This is a genomic window from Pseudoalteromonas sp. Of7M-16 (assembly GCF_022347805.1).
In the GTDB taxonomy this organism is placed as follows: Bacteria; Pseudomonadota; Gammaproteobacteria; order Enterobacterales; family Alteromonadaceae; genus Pseudoalteromonas; species Pseudoalteromonas luteoviolacea_F.
In genome coordinates this window covers 37,866-57,953 of record NZ_JAKRFY010000007.1, presented here as the reverse complement: position 1 = coordinate 57,953, position 20,088 = coordinate 37,866, and the positions used below count along the sequence as shown (strand labels likewise).

Sequence of the window (20,088 nt, the reverse complement as noted above, 5' to 3'; positions counted from 1 at the left end):
AATTGCGCTAAATCAAAATTTTAGGGGGGATCAGTTGCTGTCCTCAATCGACTCACTGGGGTCCGTCAAAACGCCAGACCATTTCTGTTTAATTTGTTTTAAGGTGCCATTTTTTGAGATCCGCTGGCGGCCTAGATCAAATTGGCTCAATAATTTTTTTGCCATTGGGTTGGCATAATAAGCAGCAATAAACTCTTTGTTGCTGTCGAACATAGGTAATTTGGTGAATTCGGCTTCAAGGTTATGCCGTTGTAGTACAATGTCCCATATGCCTTCATACCCAGCAAAACCATGGACCCGATTACTCTTAAGCATTTCAAACCCTTGTATGATTTTGCCAACATCATACTTTTTTATACCAGTCGCCGCTTCCCATTGCGCGCCATAATTAAACCCGCGCATTTGTGCAATGGTTTTTCCATTCAAAGTATCCAATGAACTCCATACAAATGACTGTTCCTTTAAAACATAAACACGGTAATAGACGGTATTTACATACTCTTTAGAGTACTTATAAATTTTTAGGCGCTCTTCGCTAATGCTAACGGGAAAAATTAAATCAACTCGCCCACTCTCAAGGTACGTTAATGCCCTCGCCCAAGGTACAACCCAAAGTTCAACTGTATAGCCCATCTCGTGAAAGCTCTCGCGCACAACGTCCCACGCAAACCCTTGAAAATTGGGGCTATCTTCACCTGGTTCGACGCGCGCTACATGTGTGTCCCCCTGATCTAAAAAGCCAAATGGGGGATAATCTGGAAGGGTTATTACAGACACGGTTTTAGCAGCATGACAAGCATGTCCAAAAAACAAACCTATCAGGATACATGCTCGCAACAACAGGGCCATTTTGCCGCCTTTAAAAATCTCTCTCCTATTGAGCTTAGTTAAGTTCGAAACATCTGACAAAACAAATATGGCCGTATTACTGCAATTTCACCTTTTTTACCAGCATATTTGGGGCCATGTTCTCAATTAAAAACAAGATATTATGTGCAGCTGCATATAGACTCTGTATTATGCTGACAAACACACTTCCTTATTTATTATTTGGAAGGCCCGAATAAAAATAAACCTCAACGGGAATCATATGAGTTTTACGCCAACTGGTTTAGCAATCGTCTTGTGCCTGAGTTTATGGTTAGGTAAAGCGTGCGCCGCAGAGCACCGCTTGCCATCGTATTTATCACTGCAACAACAAACCGTTCATTTAGAATTGGACCCTAATAAGGTTACACTTATAGGTTCTACAACGCTTGAGTTTAAGTTAGAAAAGCCCAGCCAAGTACTGGCTTATCACAGTAAAAATTTAAACATCAAAGAAGTACAGCTTATTTATCAAGGTAAACACTGGCCACTCCCTGTCACTTCCCCCAATCGATATGAAATTATTGAGCATGCATTACCTCTAATTGTGGAAAACTCAGCACAATTACATATTGTCTATAGCGCGCAGTATTCCCAACATGTTGAAGGGCTTTTTCAGGTTAAAGGTAACCAAGGCAACAATTATTTGATATCCCAATTCCAATCCATGGAAGCCCGCAGGGTATTCCCAACGCTTGATGAGCCAGACAAAAAGACACAATTTACTTTTCACATCACTGCACCCAAGACCTATTCAGTACTGCACAATACAAACGTAAAGTCGGTCAAATTCAGAGACAACCTAAAAGTTTCGGAGTTTTCAACCACACCTCGTATGAACACAGACATTCTTACATTGGCCGTTGGAAAGTTTGAAACCCACACCTTTTCTGACACCCGTTTCAATACCAAGGTATATAGCCCAGCTGACAATCAAATATCCTTACCTGATTACTTCAGCAGTACAATCGAAGGCTCTCTCTCCTTTATTGAACTCTATTTAGCAAAGCCCTTTCCATTTAAACGATTGGATTTTGTTATCGGTAACTTCGGTAGTGTCGCAGCAATGGAAAACTTAGGTTTAATATCTTTGAATGAAAATCAAATTCCACAGCCAAACGCATCAATCCATGAACATTGCCAATTTAAAAAATTGCTTGCCCACGAAGTAGCACATAGCTGGTTTGGCAATGACATAACTATGGCTTGGTACGATGATTACTGGCTCAATGAATCGTTCACCGAGTTTATCGCAGCGAAAGTGACCGAATCACTTTACCCTGATGACGCCGCTTGTACCTATATACCTCAAGCTAGAGCGTTTTATGATGACAACAGCCACGCTTTACCGCTGATATTTGATGTGAAAAACCGCGAAGACACATTGGCATATGGGCAATTGCATTACACTAAGGGCAGAGCAATCCTAGAAATGCTCGAACAGGCCACTGGTGAGTCTGCTTTTCAAAAACATATTCAGCAATATGTACATTCCTTTGCTGGCGGTAATGTCAGTACAACACAGTTTTCTGAATTGTTTAAAGTACGTCATTTACAACGCTTTATTGCCAGTTTTACCCAAAGTACAGGCTTCCCTCTTATTTCTGTGTCTAAAAACAAACAACATTTGGTGTTTGAGCAGCAAGATTTGTTAAACAGACAAAGTCAATTTTGGACAGTCCCACTGACCATCAAACTTTGGGATGGAAGTAGCATGACTGAGCGCAAACTCACACTAGAAGGTAGTCAGGGAACTCTGCCTATCTCACCCCAAACGAAAGCAATATTCATCGACGCTGGTGGCGTCGGATATTTTCGCTATGTGGATAACACCGGTCTCGATGCATTCCCATTTTCAAAATTGAGCGCCTCTGAACTGGCGTCCTTTAGGGACAATCAACAAGCTCTTGCCATAACCGGATACATCAATTATATGGATTATATCCAAGGAATTGTGAAAGAGTTAAACCAACTCGATATTAGCTCCTCTGACGCGAATGAACTTATTGGTAAACTGCTTGATGCATTTTTGGAACACGCACAACTAGATAGCCAGGAAAATCTCGCCAACTACTTAAAAAAGCACATAAAACATAAACTCGATTGGTCAGATATTCTCGCCCAACCACATGGAGGGGATACTCTTAGACTATTCGGTCTATATTTAAAAAGCCCCAAAGCCATTGCAGCTGCATTGCACCATTATAGAAAACCACACAGTCAATCACATGCATACTTTTCAGATATGGTATCCGTTTTGGCAAATAGTGCGACCAAGTCAGAGTATCAGCAGTTGATAAAACAGTTTAAGCAGGTAGCCAGCCCAGTCAAAGACGATATGCTCTCGGCACTTGGCTATGTGAGTAGAGAAGAGAACGTTGCACTCTATTATAACCTGTTACTCAGTGATGCCACGCAAGGTATGGTGATAGATTATCGTTTTCAGTACCCAATCTTTAACCCTGCGCTTAGGCTAGCCAGTGCAAAACAAATAAAAAAGCGTGAATCAGAAATTTTTAAACGGGTTGCTCAATCTGCTCTGCAATGGTTTCCGTATAACTTTTTATTGGCCTGCTCAAGCACTCAAAAGCACGCTGTTGAACAGTTATTTCTCGACTGGCAACACATCGAGGGGATCAAAGGGAAACTAGACATCGTGAAAGATAATATTGATCAATGTACGCAAAGATCGCAAAAGATCAGCAAAAGTATCTCTGCTGCAAGCTAAACCCTAAAAAGAGCTGGGACCAGCTCTTTTATTTACTTTATATCTCGCCAAAATACCTAGCCAAACTCACGTGCTTTTTTATAGGCAGTTCGGTCCTGAATGCGAGCAAGATATGATTGGATATTGGGCCTATTTTCCAACAGTCCTAAACTGCCCGCTATCTCTAAAGATATCGTCATCATGATATCTGCCGCGCTAAACATAGCGCCAGCGAAATAAGTGCGCTGCGCTAGAATTGAATCGATATAGCTCAAATCTAAATTAAGCTCTTTGGTAATATATCCATCTAAGGGCGCATCTCCAGAGCGAGTTTCCATTTGCATAAGTAAATGGGTGATCACAGGCAGCGCCAACGACCCTTCGGCAAAATGCATCCACTCCAAATAGGCATAATAATCACTGCTTTGTTTATCTGGGCGTAGATCGTTTTTACCTTGGTCAAGGATATACTCCAATATAGCGCCAGACTCGCAAATTATATGGCCGTTGTGCTCTATTATCGGTGCCTTATTCAGAGGGTGGATCTTGCCAAGACTAGTAGGTGCCAGTTTAGTGGTTTCATCACGCAGATGTTGTACCACATGATATGGCATAGCCAGCTCCTCTAATAACCAAATAACGCGCGTTGAACGGGATGCATTCAAATGGTGAACGGTTATCATTAATTAATTCCCTATCAATTTCGACATACACTAACCTAGCGTGCGATTTTACTCACTAGTAACTCACCAACAGCATGCGCACTGGCTGGGTTTTGCCCAGTGATCAGCCTGTCATCTTCGATTACGAAACTCTGCCAAGGTTGCACTTTGTTAAACTGGGCAGCCTTTCGCGTTAAAGATTCTTCAAGTAAAAAAGGAATGTCTTCAATAGTGCCAAAGTCCACTTCTTCTTCTCGGGTAAAAGACGTGACTTTTTTATCTGCTAGCAATAACTCACCAGAACTCAAAGTGATCGGTAAGAGCGCGGCAGGCCCATGACATACCGCAGCTATGATGCCGCCATTTTCATAATGCGTGGCAGCTAAAGAAGCCATCACCTTATCTTCGGCGAGATCGTTTAGTAAACCAAAACCACCGGGATAAAAAATAGCGTCATAGGATTCAATATCGAGTTTAGAGATGACCAACGTATTATTAACTTTATCCATGAAATCAGGATTTGAGAGTACGTCAGTGTTAACTTGGTCATCTTCGATATCAGTACCATACAGTGGCGCTTTGCCACCTGAGAGGGAAGCGATATCAAAGCCGATATTGTGAGCATTTAGAATAGCGACAACATGTGTCAACTCAGGTGCATAGGTGCCATTTGGCTGATCTGTGCTACCTAATGTTGGGTGATTTGTTACAGGGATCAAAACTTTTTTCATCTCAATTGACCTTTAGCTTTTGTTATCTCGATAAGTACTTTATATTTTTTCTGAATAAATGATAATCAGTTAAATTGGTTAAACACTTTTGCTAATTAGCAATAATAGTAGACACTCATGAATACGTGGTAAAAAGTGGAGTCCAAATGGATAGTTTTGAGGGTATCTTTGAATTTGTCGCAGTTGCAGAAAGCGGCGGGTTTTCCTCTGCGGCTAAAGTGCTCAATTGCAGTACAAGTCATATCAGTCGGCAAGTTGCTCGATTAGAGCAACGAGTTGGGTGTAGTTTATTTGCACGTACAACAAGGCAGATAAACCTCACAGAAAACGGGACATTTTACTATCAACAAAGCAAACAGTTGATCACAGGCTTACAGCAAGCAAACGAGCAATTAGCACAGCAACAATTTAACCTCAGTGGCACACTCAGAGTAAGCGCAGCAGGTGGATTTGCCGAAAACTATATTGCGCCAGCCCTTATGGAGTTTGCGAAACTGCACCCCGAGCTATCTATCGACATTGATTTTAATAGTCGCATGGTTAACTTTGTTGAAGATGGTATAGATTTCGCTATTCGCTATGGTGAACTCAATGACTCAAATCTGATCGCACGTAAACTGGTGAGCCGTTCAATGATGGCAGTGGCCAGCCCTGCCTATTTAAAAGAATATGGCACCCCTACTCACCCCTTGCAGTTAAAACAACACAACTGCGTAATCGCCAACAACGATAACTGGGTATTTCAGATTGACGGCACTAAACACACAATAAAAGTGAAGGGCAATTGGCGCAGCAATAATGCCAACGTGGTAGTGTCTGCCTGTGTAGCAGGGTTAGGCATTGCTTACATGCCTCAGCGCACATTTGATAGTGCGCTATCAGAGCACACCCTCACACCTGTACTGGCGCCTTTTTGGAGTTCTGGTGCCACCAGCTGGATAGTCTATCAGAACCGTCAATTTCAGCCCCTCAGAACGCGGCTTGCAATAGAATTCTTGCTCAAGTACTTTGAGCATTATTAAGTTAAAGAGTCTGATAATGCTTTAAAGTTATATACTTGCGTTTTCGGATTATTGCCTAATTCAACACAAAATACGGTACACCTATGAGCAATTTAGTTAATTATGAATTCCCACCTCCTCGCTCTTGGGAGCAGTTTGAAGAACTCTGTGCAGATCTTTTTGAGTATATGTGGAATGCACCGAATTTAGTTCGACATGGCCGTGCGGGACAAGCTCAACAAGGGGTTGATATAGTCTCAGCACGCGGTGGGATCTACCCTGTTGGATTGCAATGCAAGAAAAAGTCTAAATGGCCTGTTAGCCGTTTAACTGAAAAAGAAGTAAAAAAAGAAATTGCGGCGGCAGAAACATTTGAACCCGCTTTAAAAGAATACTATATCCTCACGACTGCACCAGCGGACGCTAAAATCGAAAAATTTATACGCCAATACAATAAGCAAACCAAATCATTTAGTGTCATTGTCTTATTTTGGTCCGAAATCGTCCGAAAAGTGTCTATGTGCCCTGAAGTCGCGGCGAAACACTTTCCGCTCGCGTCTAATGGTACAGAGCACACACCTCTATTGGCCAGTTGGGGCACCAAAAATGGGCTGCTTAGATCAACCGGAAAAGAATGGATACTATCAGCAAATGAAGCCGTCGAAGATTTGAAAGATCACCCAAATGGCCGTATCGCTATAGCGCAAGATGAGTCAAAAAAATTAAAACAAAAGCTATCTAGGCTCCAGTATCAAACTGAAACTAACGCGGAAATACGCCAAAAAAAGCTCAAAATACGACGTAAATTACGTGTCATGGGCAATCGTGAAGCGGATATTCAATCTACTATCAAGTTTATATTTTCACATGATACGCTACGATTCTATTTATTTGAGCGCGATGAATCTGACTTGCAAGCGGCCGTGGTATTTAAAGCGCTTATTGAGTCGAGGTTGTTATCAAGTGAGATAAAGCAGACAGATCAAAAAATTAGGCTTAGGCCACCATCACCAGAGAAATTAGCAGGCCCATTTATTGAACACAGCGTCGCACAAAGTGATATTGCCATTAATATTCCTTACCCTGACTATGAAAAATTGATGGAAAAGGAAGTATCTTTTTACAAACACTACGGTAATCATATGTGCAAAGTGGTCAGCGAGCTTCCCAAAGAGATACGCTGGAAATATGCGCTCCCCGCTCTTATTAAAAGAATCGAACGCATTATGTCTGAAGATAAAAAATCAATCGACGAGCTAGAAATGGCAGGATACTTAGATCTACACGCTTGGACCTATCAGGAATAAATAGGCTTATTTATCGCCGTACCCAACCAATGCTGAGTAAAAGGCGCTCACCCTGCTCTACTTTGGAAACGGCGTGTACACACAGATCAGGACGAAAAAGTTTGATTCGTTCAGACTCAAAAATGGGCGAATGACATATAAACTCGCCTCCTTTTTGGGCTTTTTTCAGCACTATATTAAGCCGGTAGTGACGTCCTTTATTGACCTTATCTGTATGCTCTGGTACTTCACACCCTTGTGGGAACCTCAAAAGATAAACATCAAACTTAATAGGCCAATATGCCCCCATCAGGAGCATTTTATGATACCCGGACTTTTGTCGCCCTACTTGCCATTTAAATAACTGATTAAGCAATTTTTTCTCCTATAACACTGAGTCCAAAGTACAGGAAATAACAGAGAAATTTAAGTAAAAAAGAGAAAGGGAGTTAAATAAGAATGTCAGCTTCTAACCTTTTACGCATAGAAGCATATCATCATCGAATAAGTTACTTCTAGACGCTTTTACAATACATACATCATATAAAATAAGAATAGAGTTCCGATTGATTCCTATTCATTTCATCAACAATTAAGAGATTTAGATTAAAATTTAGTGGATAAGGAAATTTAAGTACATGTATCATTAAAGGTGCCACACTAAATATACCGTTTTAAAAAGCAATACGGAGTGGCATATCACACCACTCCACATCCATTAAAACACTCTATTAGTTTGCCTTTCTAATTTCTTTTATAAGATTGTTTTTATGATAGCTAAAGTTAGTGTGGCTTAAGTTAGCACCATTTACAGCATAAACTTTGTTAAAAGGTGTTGACGCTGAGTTTGGATTAAATGGCGAGAATAAATCATTGCTATTCAAATCAAGTGCACTGGCTGTCGTAATGAACGTTGGCGCTTTGTTGCTTGCTAACAAATTATTGGTTACACGGCGAATATTTCCGTTCCCATCAAAAAACTGCTTTAACAAACCACCTGTCACAGAATATGAACCTGGTGCATCATCAAACAGGTGTGAGATATAATAGTGTCCAGCTTTATATTTACTGCGAATATCCATAGATTTCAATGTATAATAGGTATCACCATATACAGAGTAATTCACTTCAAACCTAGCCATCTGCGCATTGAGTGGTAAACTTGCTCGAGTACCTGTATAACTCCCATTTGAAAATGCAACATTATAAGTAGACGGGTACCCTTCGCTTCTTAAGTTTCTAAAATATTGATTGCTGTCTTTCCCTGTTATCAGCAGCTTAGCGGCTATTCCCTCTGTCAAACTACTATACATTCTGCGCGCATTGTCTCTTGCTCGTTTACATGAACTTGACCAAGAACAACCTCTGGCATCTTCAAGGCGCCCTTTAATTCGGCCAATTGTTTCGGTAATAGTATAAGGAATGTTTGCACCTTTATGGGGGGCATCTATTGAAATGTAATTAAAAAACTGATGATTAAAGCCTGTTGATTCAAACAGATTCAATGCTTGCTTAGCGAGCACTCCTCCATAGCTGTATCCCACCATTGTGCTTTGATAATTCCCTTGTTTTAGCTTAGTTTCAATAAAGTGGATTAATTGAGCATTCTCGACCATTAGGTCATCACTAATATTTGCATAGTCAAGAAAAACTATATCTCGCCCTTCATTGAGAAGAGGTTTAAACACATCTCTTAGCCTATAATCACTCCAGTATTTACTAAATTCATTTTCACTGGCGGTAATTCCATCTACCGTCGTATTTAGCCCTTTGACAAAATATACTGGCTTATCAAAAACGCCATCTTTCGATTTTACGATATGTGCCTTTATCTTACTAACATCATAACACCATGTACCACGCATTTCAGGACATACGTCGTTGGTACTATACGATAAATCAAGTCGGTCTGAGTTTTGTACTCTATATTTCTCATTTTCTGACACAGATATATTTGGAGCATACCACCTAGGGAACGGTTCACGGTCCCACCAAACCATACCCTGATTATAATCAATGGTGCTAAGTGGATAACCCTCTATTGTACTGGAGTATGCCGATTGAGATAGAAAAGATAATGCGATTAATGATAAAGCTTTTGTTTTATTCATACGTTGTCCTTACGAATTAAATTTATAAACTGAGCATAAAACACTCACCACAACGACGCGTAAAAAACCGGTAAATTTAAATTTATTTAAAATAAACATTAAAGAAATGTTTATTGATGCAAAAATCAAAACTTACAAAAAAAGGAAAATAAAAATCCTAACTAAGTATATAGAAACATATTGATTTCACCTTAACCCCCTTAAGATTCATAAAAAAGCACTTTACAACCATCCACGAACAACCCTGCCATATAGATAAAAACTAAAGACAATTATAAAAATCACAATAGAAAAAATCCGACATCAACACTGAGTATATGATTAAAAAAACAGAAGCAACACTCACAAAAACAACTTAAGAAATAAAAAATTCCACACTATTTATGTATAAAATTAAAATAATAAAATCATTCCATAAATAAAAAGATCAATCTTAATATTCTCTTCAGTTATGACCATTGACACCGTCATATCAAATGCTGAAGCATATCTTTGCCGGCGCCCATTGAATATATGAAAGGTGAACTAGATATATTAGCGATAAAAATTGGGCAATGAGGTTTGGTTTGTAATGTAGAGGCCATAGCAATTTAGGATACAAAGCCGATGTTGAGTTTGTCAGAGACTATATTATTGATGTACAAAATTTTATTCGCCAAGGGTTGCAAAACGCAGACTTTGCAAAACACTTTAAAGGGGAGTCACCTTTTAGCTGGTATGCCGGATACACTAATGAAATCATTGACTTTGCACATCAGCAGATGGCCAAAAAATACCGTGAAGGCAGAGAGGAAGAGTTTGATATAGTCGCACACTCTCATGTTAGAGTCATGTTCTGGGCGATGTTCGCAAGAGCATTGTGATCACCTAAAGCATGGCGTTAGCTTCAGTGAATACAAGCCGCTCTCCCCTTTCGGTTATATGGTCAGTTAAATCACACTAAGCCAATAATGTTCTTGTCACTAGGTCACTTCATAGAGCTCTAGTGGCAATCCATCCGGATCTTGGAAAAAAGTAAACTTATTACCGGTATATTCATCCACCCTAACAGGCTCAGTAGACACCCCCTGTTCATTCAGAGCTAAAATTGTGGCTTCAATATCGACTACTTTAAATGCGAGATGGCGAAGCCCAGCAGCTTCAGGCCTACTTGGTCGCTCAGGCGGTTCAGGGAAAGAAAACAGCTCAATTTGACTGCCATCTTCCAGTACTAAGTCAAGTTTATACGAATCCCTTTCCTGTCGATAGTTTTCAGAAACTATAGTAAAACCAAGTACTTCGGTGTAAAACGCTTTGGATTTTTTATAATCTGAGCATATAACCGCCACGTGATGAAAGCCCTTCAACATATTATCTACCACATCATGAAAGTTTATAATTAGTGTTACGCTATCATGGATATGATAGCAAAAAATAGACCTCGCTGAAGAAACAGCTGGTTCCTTCTTTATTATAAATCTTTTAATACACATAAATACAAAAAATGACACAAACAAAAGAAGAAAAACACCTTAACAACATAAACTTAAAAACCTTAAAACCGAAAAAAACAAAGGAAGACTGAGCTATATACTTAACAATAAAAATATGAAAGGATGGATAAAGAGAGTAAAAAAGCAATTATAAAAGGACATTAAATGAATAAAAAAATAATAAAGGCAGGTGTTTTATCAGCACTCAGCATAGTTACTACAAGTGCTTACACTCACAACCAAAAAACACCAGAACAAGCGTTAAATCTGCAAACAAACCAATCAAACTATTTACTTTACTTTGATAGCCCAGAGCAAAAAGCCCATTATTCAGGGCTATACCATGAACAAATAATTGATGCATCCCACAATGCATTTAAACTATCATTAAGCAAGGCGGAATATAGAACTATACTTCAGACTGGAGTCATTATTGTCGAGCAAAATGTGGCAGAGTCTTTCGCCGCACCAGCTCCTCCAAAAACAAAAAAAAGTATGTCCATAACGCCTTCATCAGGCGCTGAAGAATTGACTTCAATTCCTAATTACCCCTGTTACCCAACCGTAGAAGAAACACATAAACGAGCCCGAGAGCTCGCCGAAAAATATCCAGATTTTGTTGAGCTAAAAACCATAGGCCCATCTTGGGAAAAAAGCCACGGCATAGGCGGCTACGACTTAAACGTCTTGGTGTTGAAAAACAAAAAGCGCAATAAAAACAAACAACTTCCGGCTCTGTTTATGCAAAGTGTACTGCATGCCAGAGAATATACCCCCGGAGCAACTACTCTGCGCCTCGCAGAGCACCTGTTAAAAAACAGAAAAACAGACGCTGATATTCACTGGATTTTAAATCAAAGAGAGATCCATATTCTTCTTATTGCCAACCCTGATGGACGTAAATATGCCGAGCAAGGGCTGTTTTGGCGCAAGAACACCAACACGAGTTATTGTGCACAAAGCGAGCAAAACCGAGGTGTTGATCTAAATCGAAATTTTGACTTTGCTTGGGCAACCACTTCAGGTTCAACTGATGAACAATGTGCTAGCACATTCCATGGCCCCTCTCCAGCTTCTGAACCAGAAACACAAGCTATTCAAGCTTATGTCAAAGCATTGTTTGGTGACAACCGAGGTGATGCGCTCACCGATGCTGCGCCATTAGATACACCGGGCGTATTTATTGATATTCACAGCTACAGTCGTTTTGTTATGTGGCCTTGGTCACACGAAACAACGCCACCACCAAACGCAGCCGGTTTATCTATGCTAGGTCATAGAATGGCTGCCTATAACGATTATCTTGCGCTGCAAGTAAGTGAGCAATTTAATGGCGGTGGCTCCGCTGAAGGCTACGCATATGGAGAGCTAGGTGTAGCAGCTTATACGTTTGAACTCGGGTCGACCTTCTTCGAGAACTGCTCAAATTTCGAAGGCGAAATTTTACCTAATAATCTTCAAGCGCTCATTTATGCTGCGAAAGTAGCGAAAAAGCCCTATAAGCTCTCCGGTGGCCCACAAATTGTGGACTTTAGGTTAGAAGGCGCTGGAGAGACAGCTGTACCTGCGGGGATTCCGATAAACCTTATTGCCGACGTACATGATGATGCATTTGGTCCATCTTTATCTGGTGTTGCACCACCGAGTCAGGCTATCAAAAAAGTTAGAATGACAGTCAGAAAACAAGGAGAGGGCCGGATCCAACGCCTCATACTCCCACCTGTTGATGGCATATATGATTCCCCACGAGAAAAAATTAACTATGCCCTAGACACAAGCGATTGGGATGATGGCCGCTACACAGTCACTATTAAAGCGCAAGATACTACGGGACAATGGGGCGTGAAATATGCCAAGTACTTAACCATTGATGATGATGCAAGTGAGCAAAACCAAGCGCCCATCGCAAACTTCACACCTAATTGCACATTTGGTGCATGTAAATTTGACGCCTCCAACAGCATAGATGACAAAGCAGGCTTAAAGTACCGCTGGTACATAAGCAATGATGCAACTCAGTTTGAGTACTTTGGTAAGCAAATAGAGTTCGTTAATCAACGAGCGGGAACCTACACAATCGCATTGGAGATTGAAGATGCCAACGGAGTGCGCGCAAATAAGGAGGTGGTAATGGAGTTACCAGGCACAGTCCCACCTATTGCCAAGTTAACCTATCAGTGTAATGGCCTGACCTGCGAATTTGACTCTTCAGGTTCAACTGATGCTGATGGCCAAATAGTTAGGCGTTTGTGGCGTATTGGCTCGGATGATGGATTTGCAGATGGTGACGTAAAGATCACACGAACCTTCCCTGCCCCTGGTGAATATATCGTTAGTGTTGTTGTACTAGATAACCATGATGAGTATAGCCAGGTTATTGAAACCATTACGGTTAAATAAAGTAAACCTAGGCAGCATATTAGCCTGTGCTGCCTAACTTTATTATTAGCACTTAACCCGAATTATTAAAATTAAAAAACACATTATCCACTCACAACAAAAGCCAACTTAAATTATTAAAATAAAATACAATTTAAAAATCACTCAAACAACAAGACCCCCACCAAACCAAGAACTCAATTAAATTCAAAAAAACTAAATAAATAATAATCACCTTACCCTATCGTAAAAAAAAGAATATATTAATAAAATTATAATTCATTATCTTTAGATGCTTTTACTTACCTTTACCGATGCGTATATCCAATTTACTGCTATGCTTATTTTTTTAGCAGTTTAAAGAGAGACGGCGTTGATGTTGTTACGTTGTACAATTTTGGTATTCCTGTTTTTTAGCACAGCCGCCTTGGCAGTACCTTTCGACGAAGATGAATTTGAGCAGCTCAGGGCTGAAATACGCAATGCATCTTCGCAATCGCCTTTTCAAGCGATCATTACTACTGAAGAACTTCTGATCAGGCACCGTGGAAAACTCACCACTCGACAACAAATACGTTTGCTGTACGGTAAGGCTTGGTTTCAGATTCAAACTGACGATATTCACGGCGCTATCTCAACTCTGTCGCAGTGTAAAAAAATGAGCATTGAAGTTTCCGACCCTACGATCCTATTTAGCTACCACAGCCTAACTGCCGGTGCGTTAACTCGTATGGGGTTATATGAGAGAGCACTGGAAAGTTATCTTGAAAGCTATAAATTAGCCGCCCTGATGGATACTGAGTTGTTCTTGCGTCAAACCGAGAACAATATCGGCAATGTTTATCTTAAACTCGGTCGATTTGAAGATGCCAAAACCTACTTTCAGCGTTTTTATCAAGATGCAAAAGCAAGAGAGCTCCCCCAACAAATGGGCGTCGGATTAAATAATCTAGGCGAAGCTTATTTTGGTTTGGAGCAATACCAAAAAGCCTTAGAGCTGCATTTGGAAAGTTTAAATCTCAGAGAACAACATAACCTGACTTACCATAGTTCTTGGTCTCACCATAATTTAGGTAGAACCTACCTTGCGCTTGAAGAGCTCGAATTGGCAAAGCAACATTTAGCAGCAGCAACTAGCATTCGCCAACAAAGTAACGCGATTGCCGACAGTATCGGACCGCAAATTGACGCAATTAAAATCAACATAATGCAAAAGTCATATAGTGGGGTTGAGTCTCAGCTTAGGAAAATAATTGAGTTGAGCAACGAGCACTCTCGACTTCAAGAGGAAACTCAAGCATATCAATTGTTAGTAGAGTATTTTAAACAGATCCAAGATTGGAAAAATGCTCTTGAAACTTCAAAACACTTGATGCAAAGCAAGTTTGACTATTTACAGGGACAAGCCGAAATAGGCGTTGCCTTTTATTCAGCGCAAATGAATCTAGCAATTAAAGAGCGAGATATTGCCAAGCTAACACAAGAAAACGTTTTGCATCGAGTAAATACACAAGCAGCGAGAGAGCAACTCACCGTTGTTTTGATAGCCGCAGCCATCATTACGCTACTCACCGTATTTTTTGTTCGCAGGATCAAGTCAAAGAATCAAACTCTCACCGAAACGCTAGAAAACCTCCAAGCTACACAAAAACAATTGTTAGAGTCCGAAAAGATGTCAGCCATGACAACGTTAGTTTCAGGCATGGCTCATCAACTAAATACTCCGTTGGGCTTAGTCGTCACCTCTGCATCATGCCTTGAAGACAAACTCAAAGAAATACGCGAGTTACTCACGGTTAAAAAGCTCAGTGCTAGTCAGCTAACCGTGTTTTTAGAAGAAGCGTCAGAGATGCTTGCAATGACGGCAAACAACTCCACCCGCGCAGCCGATTTGATTGCGCGATTTAAAATGATAGCTGCCAATCTAGACTCCAGTGAAGCCGTTGATTTTGAAGTTTTTGCATACCTTACAGAACGATGTGAATTACTTGCCCAAAGCTTTGAACAGGACATCAATCTATCCGTAATTGGCAATCCGGTACATGCCCATTCTCACCCTGAAATTGTACTAAAAGTTGTAGCTCAATTGGTTAACAACTCCTGCGCACATGGTTTTACAGGTCAATCACCTGGGGAAATTAGCATAGATGTTGAGGAAGTGGATGAACACGTGGTAATAATCTACCAAGACAATGGCATAGGGATCAGCGAAGAAGATCAGCTGCATATATTTGACCCTTTTTACACCAGTCAATTGGGCCAAGGGAAACTAGGGCTAGGCTTAAATATTGCGTACAACTCAGTCGTTCAAATATTAAAAGGTGAGATAAGCTATGAGCATCAATCAAGTGGTGCGAAGTTTATAGTGCGCTTCCCTAAAAAATTGCTATGACTGTAGTGTTGGAGGCAGGTCTCTTAAACCAACCTCCATTACCTCATATCAAATTGGTACGCTAGCACTGCCAGAATCGACTGAGCCTCACTCTGCATGGATGTAGAGGCTGCGCACTAATGCAGGCTGAGGCGCTAGCATACTACAACTGCAACAGTGACTTTAAACGCGCTTGCCGATTTTTATAAACATCAAACCCACTGTCTCCTTCGTTTGCAAGCTGCAAAGCAATGTTGACTTGCTCTAGCGCATTGGAAAATTGCTTTGCTTGTTCATAGCCATATGCCAAACCATTATATGCTTCAGCATTTTTCGGGTATAAAGCGATGTTGTACTTAAATATTTCAATCGCAGTTTTAAACGCCTGCTTATCAACTAAACCATAGGCCAGTTCACGTAGTACCCACTCTTGAGGCTGTATCTGCTCACCGCGTTGAAAAGCGACATTTTGATAATACTCTTTGATGCTGCTTACGCCATTTTCTAACGCATCGTTTGGCATGACTAACGGTAAAAAGAGTGTATGGTACGCGTTGAATACACCTGCGGCAGAGGTCATGGCATGTGGTACGTCATTAAAGGTATTCAATACGAGTTGCAAATCTGAAGGTTTGTTTTTTTGTACATGGGTAGATAAATCGTCATAAACTCTGCGCATGGATAGATGCTCTGAGCCAATATTCATGTATAGATAATTTTTGTACGATGATACTGATGACACAAACTGCTTCACTTTTTTCTTGGTTGTCTCATCTGCCCACCATACTGCCGGACTATAAGCTATATGCCCTTGAAAAAGGTGAGGTCTAGATTGAAAGCTATGCAAAACGAGTAAGCCACCAATTGAAGCCCCTGAAAACACCTTGAAGTCGTGGACACGATAAGACTGGCTGACGTATGGGATGAGCTCTTTTTCAATAAAGTCTAGAAACTTGTCTCCACCGCCACCCGCGCCAACCGGCCCCCTCGGATCGTAATTAACTGTAGGCGTTAAATCCCGTGTTCTATCGGTATTTTCAATTGCGACTATGATCACCTCTGGTGCAGATCCAGATTGGTGTAACTTGTTCAACATTGCAGATTCAATTGCTATGCTCTCTTTGCCATCAAGGCGATAAATCACCGGATATTTTTGAGCAGTGTTATTAAAGTATGAGTTAGGTAGTTGAATCGTCACAGTCCGTTGCTCATTGAGCAGCTTGGAGTTAATCGTTTTGCTTTGTTGATGTTGCTCATGAGCGAACGCAGAACCAAAACCAAATAACAAAGTTAATAATATCCCTAGCATGTACCTATGAAGCATGTGTATTCCTTAATTGTTTTTATCATTGTTATAATACTTAGAGCATGTCCTATTCTCATATTAACTGAGTTGAACAGTGCTGAGAATAGAGTTTTATTCACTTCAAAACTTCAGGGATTTTACTACTTAATTAAATTAGCGAAAAGACCACAAAAACCGATTTAATTCCTTTTTAATAAGCACTCTTCCCACTCTCCCAACATTTTACAATTAAGTGCGACCTAAAGTTGGCGCTGCGCAATGCTAAATTAATAGAAAACCCTAGTGGCGGCCAACTCATTCTTTGCTAAAGGGCTTTCACTTGTCTTATTTACGTCGCCCAACAGTAAAAACAACTTCCTGAGTCATATTTCATTGCCACCTGATTTATACAAACATGCCACCAGTATTACATGACAACAATTCCAATTCTTATAAAGACATCAGCAAGATACTATAAACATCATGGGGTTCTGACATCACTCGGAAATGCCTATAACACAGTTCTAAAAATGCTCAAATGGAATATCTTACAGCTTTCAAGTTGTTACCAGTTCAACAACAATATAACCACTCTTGTCAATTTAGAAACTTTTGACTTTTATAATAACAAATGCAGCAAATGAGTACGGCCATCAAATATGCGTTTTTCGTGTCGTTAACTCATTGCACTAAGCAAACATAAAGAAAGAGTTATCAATATGAAAGAAAGAGCACTATATTTTATCGGTGGCGCGGTCGTTGGATGTATCTGCTTATCCATGCTGCAACCCTCGCCCATACAAAACGAATCGCCTAGCGCTATAGCTTATGATCCAAGCCTAGATTTAAAAATTGTTGAGCTAAAAAAAGAAAACCAGATCTTGAATGTAAAAATTCAAGCGCTTGAAAGTGCTCCGCCAACTGCTATTGGCACTCAAAATGATAATCAGGTCGCTTCCCAGTCGTTAGATTATACTGATGAAACTCCTCAAATATCTGAACCAACAGTACCGTCGCAAAAAATACAAGATGAAGCCGTCATCAGTGCGATAGCCAATCAAACTGTTTTACCAACATCAAGGCATATCGCAACACAGCTCAACTTAGACGATGCTTCGCGAGACGCACTTCAGCAACTACTACAACAAAAAGCAACGCAAGATTACCTTGCTTGGAACGCGAGTGCTGCTGAGCCTCTCCAAGCCCAAGAGCAGATAGCGGCTAAGCTTGATAACAATACCCAAGAGTACATTCACGCCCTACATAGTATCTTAACGTCAGAGCAGATTGAAAATTATACCCGCATAGAACAGCAACAAGCTGAGATTCAGCTCGAACAAAAGCAACTTTCACTACGCCAAGCTTTGGTGGGCATCGACCTAGATGATTTTCAACAGCAAGAGGTAGCGCGGCTGTCTAAAGCGCTTTATTCAAAGAACAAAGTAGAACTTGGGAGTATGGGTAGTCCCTATGGTATGGACAATATACAGGTTAACAATGACGTACTCTCAGAAATTAAGTCTTTGTTTACTGAAGCACAGCTAAAAAAGCTCAACATGTAACACCTATATTGCAGCTTGTGCTCAATTTTAATTAACACACTGAATCACAACAGGTTCAGGCTCCGTGCTGTGTTGCTTTGTTTAGTACACAAAACGGGTCTAACAATAAATCAGAAACTATTTCTGATAACAATAAAAAAACTTAAGGAAAAAACATGAAATCAATCTTAGCATTAGCTGTTGCAGCTATCGCGTTTACAAGTGCGTCAGCCAACGCGCGTCCAAACTGTCCTGGTGGTCAAGGTTATTGGGAAGAAGTTGTACGCAATGTTCGCGTTTGTGACACATCACAAGAAACCTACACTGTGACATTTAAAGATTGCCGATACCACGGGATTTTGAATCTGGGCCACTTGTGGCATCAGCCTACTTCTTACTTACCACGCACCAAAGTAATATGGGACACAAAGCATGCGCAATCAAGCTGTCCATCTACTGAGTTCAGAAGTGAATCAACAACTTACTGGTATAAAAATAGCTCAGGCTATCAATCAATCGCCACAGCTCAGTACACTGGTTGGGTAAATAAAATCTCAGAAAACACGCGTACAGAAGAACGTACTCGCACAGTTGAAACTAACTGCCGTACAGAGCAACGTGTAACACGCGTATTCCGTTGTGGTTATGAGCCATAACCTATTTGGTTAGGCTATAACCTAATACAGGGGCTTGTATTTCGGCCCCTATTACAAATCAGCTACACAAGAGATTTTAATTCAGCTTGAAGGTGTGCTAAAAACACTTTGACCTTTTCCAAAGGATACTTACGACCAGAATAAAACGCGTTCAAAACGAGATCTTCAGGTTCACGGTCTAACGCTATCTCTACCAGCTCGCCTCGTGCTATCTCACTTTGACAGGCATGGTAAGGCAAAATTGAGAAACCAAGTCCTTTTAGCGCAGCCGCTTTTGCCATATTTCCACTATTTACCTTGTAGCTCGATTTCACTTTTAATAGATAATCCTGTTTGAAGCGCCAAGGCGCCCCCTGTAAAACCGATAACGTTGTGATACAAGGTAAAGCAGCCAGTTCATCCAACGTGTTTGGTTTGCAGTGCCTGTTGAGCAAGCTTGGAGCGGCCACAATGCAGCTGCGCCAACGCACCAACTCCCTAGCCACCCACCCTGAGTCCTCTAAAGCACCGCGGCTAAAGCTCAAGACAAGATCAAAGCCATCTAACAGGCCTTCTTTAGGTGCCAACTGGGTGTCGCAACTTAGCTGAATCAAGGGATATTGAACGCTAAAATTGGCAAGAACTTCAGCCATAAATGGCAAATCTGGCGTCATTATTTTTAAGTGACCAGATAAATTACTTCCCTGCTGAGACACGGCTTCCAATGACGCCTGCAAAGACTCTAGTAGCGGGCTTACTGACCGATATAGCTTATGACCTGCATCGGTAGCGGTCATTTTTCGTGTCGTTCGCTCAAACAAACGTACATTGAGTTGCAGCTCCAACAGCGCCACATGCCTGCTCACATTGGATGTCGGTAGCGCTAACTGCTCTGACGCCAGCTTGAAACTCGACTGTAAAAATACCGCTTCAAAGCTTAGTAACCATTTTAGTTCGACTCTATCCAGCACAATTAACTCATTTTATGGGATTATAAAAACAATATACCCTAATTTATCCCACCGATTTGTTTTGTCAAA

The 20,088-nt window shown here is 40.7% G+C and carries 16 protein-coding genes; 8 read left to right on the top strand and 8 right to left on the bottom strand.

The window, feature by feature from the left end; translation table 11 throughout:
• Positions 1–30: 30 nt before the first annotated feature.
• Positions 31–849: a transporter substrate-binding domain-containing protein gene (locus tag MHN81_RS08965; protein WP_023402021.1), complete on the bottom strand. Its 819-nt coding sequence runs from the start codon at positions 847–849 to the stop codon at positions 31–33.
• A gap of 241 nt (positions 850–1,090) precedes the next feature.
• Here MHN81_RS08965 and MHN81_RS08960 point away from each other — a divergent pair, with 241 nt between their 5' ends.
• Positions 1,091–3,595 carry a M1 family aminopeptidase gene (locus tag MHN81_RS08960; protein ID WP_239425568.1) on the top strand — a complete coding sequence of 835 codons (2,505 nt, stop codon included), beginning with the start codon at positions 1,091–1,093 and terminating at the stop codon, positions 3,593–3,595.
• A 56-nt stretch (positions 3,596–3,651) separates the two neighbouring features.
• Here the strand turns inward: MHN81_RS08960 and MHN81_RS08955 are convergent, their stop codons facing one another.
• Both MHN81_RS08955 and MHN81_RS08950 read right to left on the bottom strand, forming a co-directional pair.
• Complete coding sequence (locus MHN81_RS08955; RefSeq protein ID WP_036977335.1) at positions 3,652–4,257, bottom strand: glutathione S-transferase; 606 nt, start codon at positions 4,255–4,257, stop codon at positions 3,652–3,654.
• Between the two features lie 35 nt (positions 4,258–4,292).
• Positions 4,293–4,967 (bottom strand): type 1 glutamine amidotransferase domain-containing protein, encoded by a 675-nt coding sequence (locus tag MHN81_RS08950; RefSeq protein WP_023402018.1) that lies wholly within the window; start codon positions 4,965–4,967, stop codon positions 4,293–4,295.
• A gap of 146 nt (positions 4,968–5,113) precedes the next feature.
• On the opposite strand from MHN81_RS08950, the gene MHN81_RS08945 reads away from it, so the two are divergent.
• Positions 5,114–5,989, top strand: a complete 876-nt coding sequence (locus MHN81_RS08945) for a LysR family transcriptional regulator (protein ID WP_023402017.1) — start codon at positions 5,114–5,116, stop codon at positions 5,987–5,989.
• 83 nt (positions 5,990–6,072) lie between these two features.
• Positions 6,073–7,275, top strand: a complete 1,203-nt coding sequence (locus tag MHN81_RS08940) for a restriction endonuclease (RefSeq protein ID WP_023402016.1) — start codon at positions 6,073–6,075, stop codon at positions 7,273–7,275.
• 10 nt (positions 7,276–7,285) lie between these two features.
• Here the strand turns inward: MHN81_RS08940 and MHN81_RS08935 are convergent, their stop codons facing one another.
• On the bottom strand, positions 7,286–7,573 hold the full coding sequence (locus tag MHN81_RS08935) for a 2OG-Fe(II) oxygenase (protein ID WP_231105427.1): 288 nt from the start codon (positions 7,571–7,573) through the stop codon (positions 7,286–7,288).
• Positions 7,574–7,985: 412 nt separating this feature from the next.
• Positions 7,986–9,365, bottom strand: a complete 1,380-nt coding sequence (locus MHN81_RS08930) for a hypothetical protein (RefSeq protein WP_023402014.1) — start codon at positions 9,363–9,365, stop codon at positions 7,986–7,988.
• 662 nt (positions 9,366–10,027) lie between these two features.
• Between MHN81_RS08930 and MHN81_RS08925 the strand changes: the two genes are divergently transcribed.
• Positions 10,028–10,228 (top strand): hypothetical protein, encoded by a 201-nt coding sequence (locus MHN81_RS08925; protein WP_239425567.1) that lies wholly within the window; start codon positions 10,028–10,030, stop codon positions 10,226–10,228.
• Positions 10,229–10,327: 99 nt separating this feature from the next.
• Here the strand turns inward: MHN81_RS08925 and MHN81_RS08920 are convergent, their stop codons facing one another.
• A complete protein-coding gene (locus MHN81_RS08920) occupies positions 10,328–10,714 on the bottom strand; it encodes a VOC family protein (protein WP_239425566.1) in 387 nt (128 codons plus the stop codon).
• A gap of 288 nt (positions 10,715–11,002) precedes the next feature.
• Here MHN81_RS08920 and MHN81_RS08915 point away from each other — a divergent pair, with 288 nt between their 5' ends.
• On the top strand, positions 11,003–13,237 hold the full coding sequence (locus tag MHN81_RS08915; RefSeq protein ID WP_239425565.1) for a M14 family zinc carboxypeptidase: 2,235 nt from the start codon (positions 11,003–11,005) through the stop codon (positions 13,235–13,237).
• Between the two features lie 355 nt (positions 13,238–13,592).
• Positions 13,593–15,608 carry a tetratricopeptide repeat-containing sensor histidine kinase gene (locus tag MHN81_RS08910; RefSeq protein WP_239425564.1) on the top strand — a complete coding sequence of 672 codons (2,016 nt, stop codon included), beginning with the start codon at positions 13,593–13,595 and terminating at the stop codon, positions 15,606–15,608.
• 142 nt (positions 15,609–15,750) lie between these two features.
• Here MHN81_RS08910 and MHN81_RS08905 read toward each other — a convergent pair whose 3' ends face one another.
• Positions 15,751–16,911, bottom strand: coding sequence for an alpha/beta hydrolase-fold protein (locus tag MHN81_RS08905; RefSeq protein ID WP_239425563.1), 1,161 nt, complete (start codon positions 16,909–16,911; stop codon positions 15,751–15,753).
• 680 nt (positions 16,912–17,591) lie between these two features.
• Here MHN81_RS08905 and MHN81_RS08900 point away from each other — a divergent pair.
• Both MHN81_RS08900 and MHN81_RS08895 read left to right on the top strand, forming a co-directional pair.
• Positions 17,592–18,434, top strand: coding sequence for a hypothetical protein (locus tag MHN81_RS08900; protein WP_239425562.1), 843 nt, complete (start codon positions 17,592–17,594; stop codon positions 18,432–18,434).
• A gap of 155 nt (positions 18,435–18,589) precedes the next feature.
• The gene (locus tag MHN81_RS08895; RefSeq protein WP_023402007.1) at positions 18,590–19,069 is read left to right on the top strand and encodes a hypothetical protein; all 480 of its coding nucleotides are present in this window, start codon (positions 18,590–18,592) and stop codon (positions 19,067–19,069) included.
• A 62-nt stretch (positions 19,070–19,131) separates the two neighbouring features.
• Here the strand turns inward: MHN81_RS08895 and MHN81_RS08890 are convergent, their stop codons facing one another.
• Positions 19,132–20,019 (bottom strand): LysR family transcriptional regulator, encoded by an 888-nt coding sequence (locus MHN81_RS08890; protein WP_239425561.1) that lies wholly within the window; start codon positions 20,017–20,019, stop codon positions 19,132–19,134.
• Positions 20,020–20,088: the final 69 nt, after the last annotated feature.

Bases quoted from the DNA above. Each gene is read 5' to 3' on its own strand.
- MHN81_RS08965 (WP_023402021.1), bottom strand. From the start codon at position 849: ATGGCCCTGTTGTTGCGAGCATGTATCCTGATAGGTTTGTTTTTTGGA.
- MHN81_RS08960 (WP_239425568.1), top strand. From the start codon at position 1,091: ATGAGTTTTACGCCAACTGGTTTAGCAATCGTCTTGTGCCTGAGTTTA.
- MHN81_RS08955 (WP_036977335.1), bottom strand. From the start codon at position 4,257: ATGATAACCGTTCACCATTTGAATGCATCCCGTTCAACGCGCGTTATT.
- MHN81_RS08950 (WP_023402018.1), bottom strand. From the start codon at position 4,967: ATGAAAAAAGTTTTGATCCCTGTAACAAATCACCCAACATTAGGTAGC.
- MHN81_RS08945 (WP_023402017.1), top strand. From the start codon at position 5,114: ATGGATAGTTTTGAGGGTATCTTTGAATTTGTCGCAGTTGCAGAAAGC.
- MHN81_RS08940 (WP_023402016.1), top strand. From the start codon at position 6,073: ATGAGCAATTTAGTTAATTATGAATTCCCACCTCCTCGCTCTTGGGAG.
- MHN81_RS08935 (WP_231105427.1), bottom strand. From the start codon at position 7,573: ATGCTCCTGATGGGGGCATATTGGCCTATTAAGTTTGATGTTTATCTT.
- MHN81_RS08930 (WP_023402014.1), bottom strand. From the start codon at position 9,365: ATGAATAAAACAAAAGCTTTATCATTAATCGCATTATCTTTTCTATCT.
- MHN81_RS08920 (WP_239425566.1), bottom strand. From the start codon at position 10,714: ATGTTGAAGGGCTTTCATCACGTGGCGGTTATATGCTCAGATTATAAA.
- MHN81_RS08915 (WP_239425565.1), top strand. From the start codon at position 11,003: ATGAATAAAAAAATAATAAAGGCAGGTGTTTTATCAGCACTCAGCATA.
- MHN81_RS08910 (WP_239425564.1), top strand. From the start codon at position 13,593: ATGTTGTTACGTTGTACAATTTTGGTATTCCTGTTTTTTAGCACAGCC.
- MHN81_RS08905 (WP_239425563.1), bottom strand. From the start codon at position 16,911: ATGCTTCATAGGTACATGCTAGGGATATTATTAACTTTGTTATTTGGT.
- MHN81_RS08900 (WP_239425562.1), top strand. From the start codon at position 17,592: ATGAAAGAAAGAGCACTATATTTTATCGGTGGCGCGGTCGTTGGATGT.
- MHN81_RS08895 (WP_023402007.1), top strand. From the start codon at position 18,590: ATGAAATCAATCTTAGCATTAGCTGTTGCAGCTATCGCGTTTACAAGT.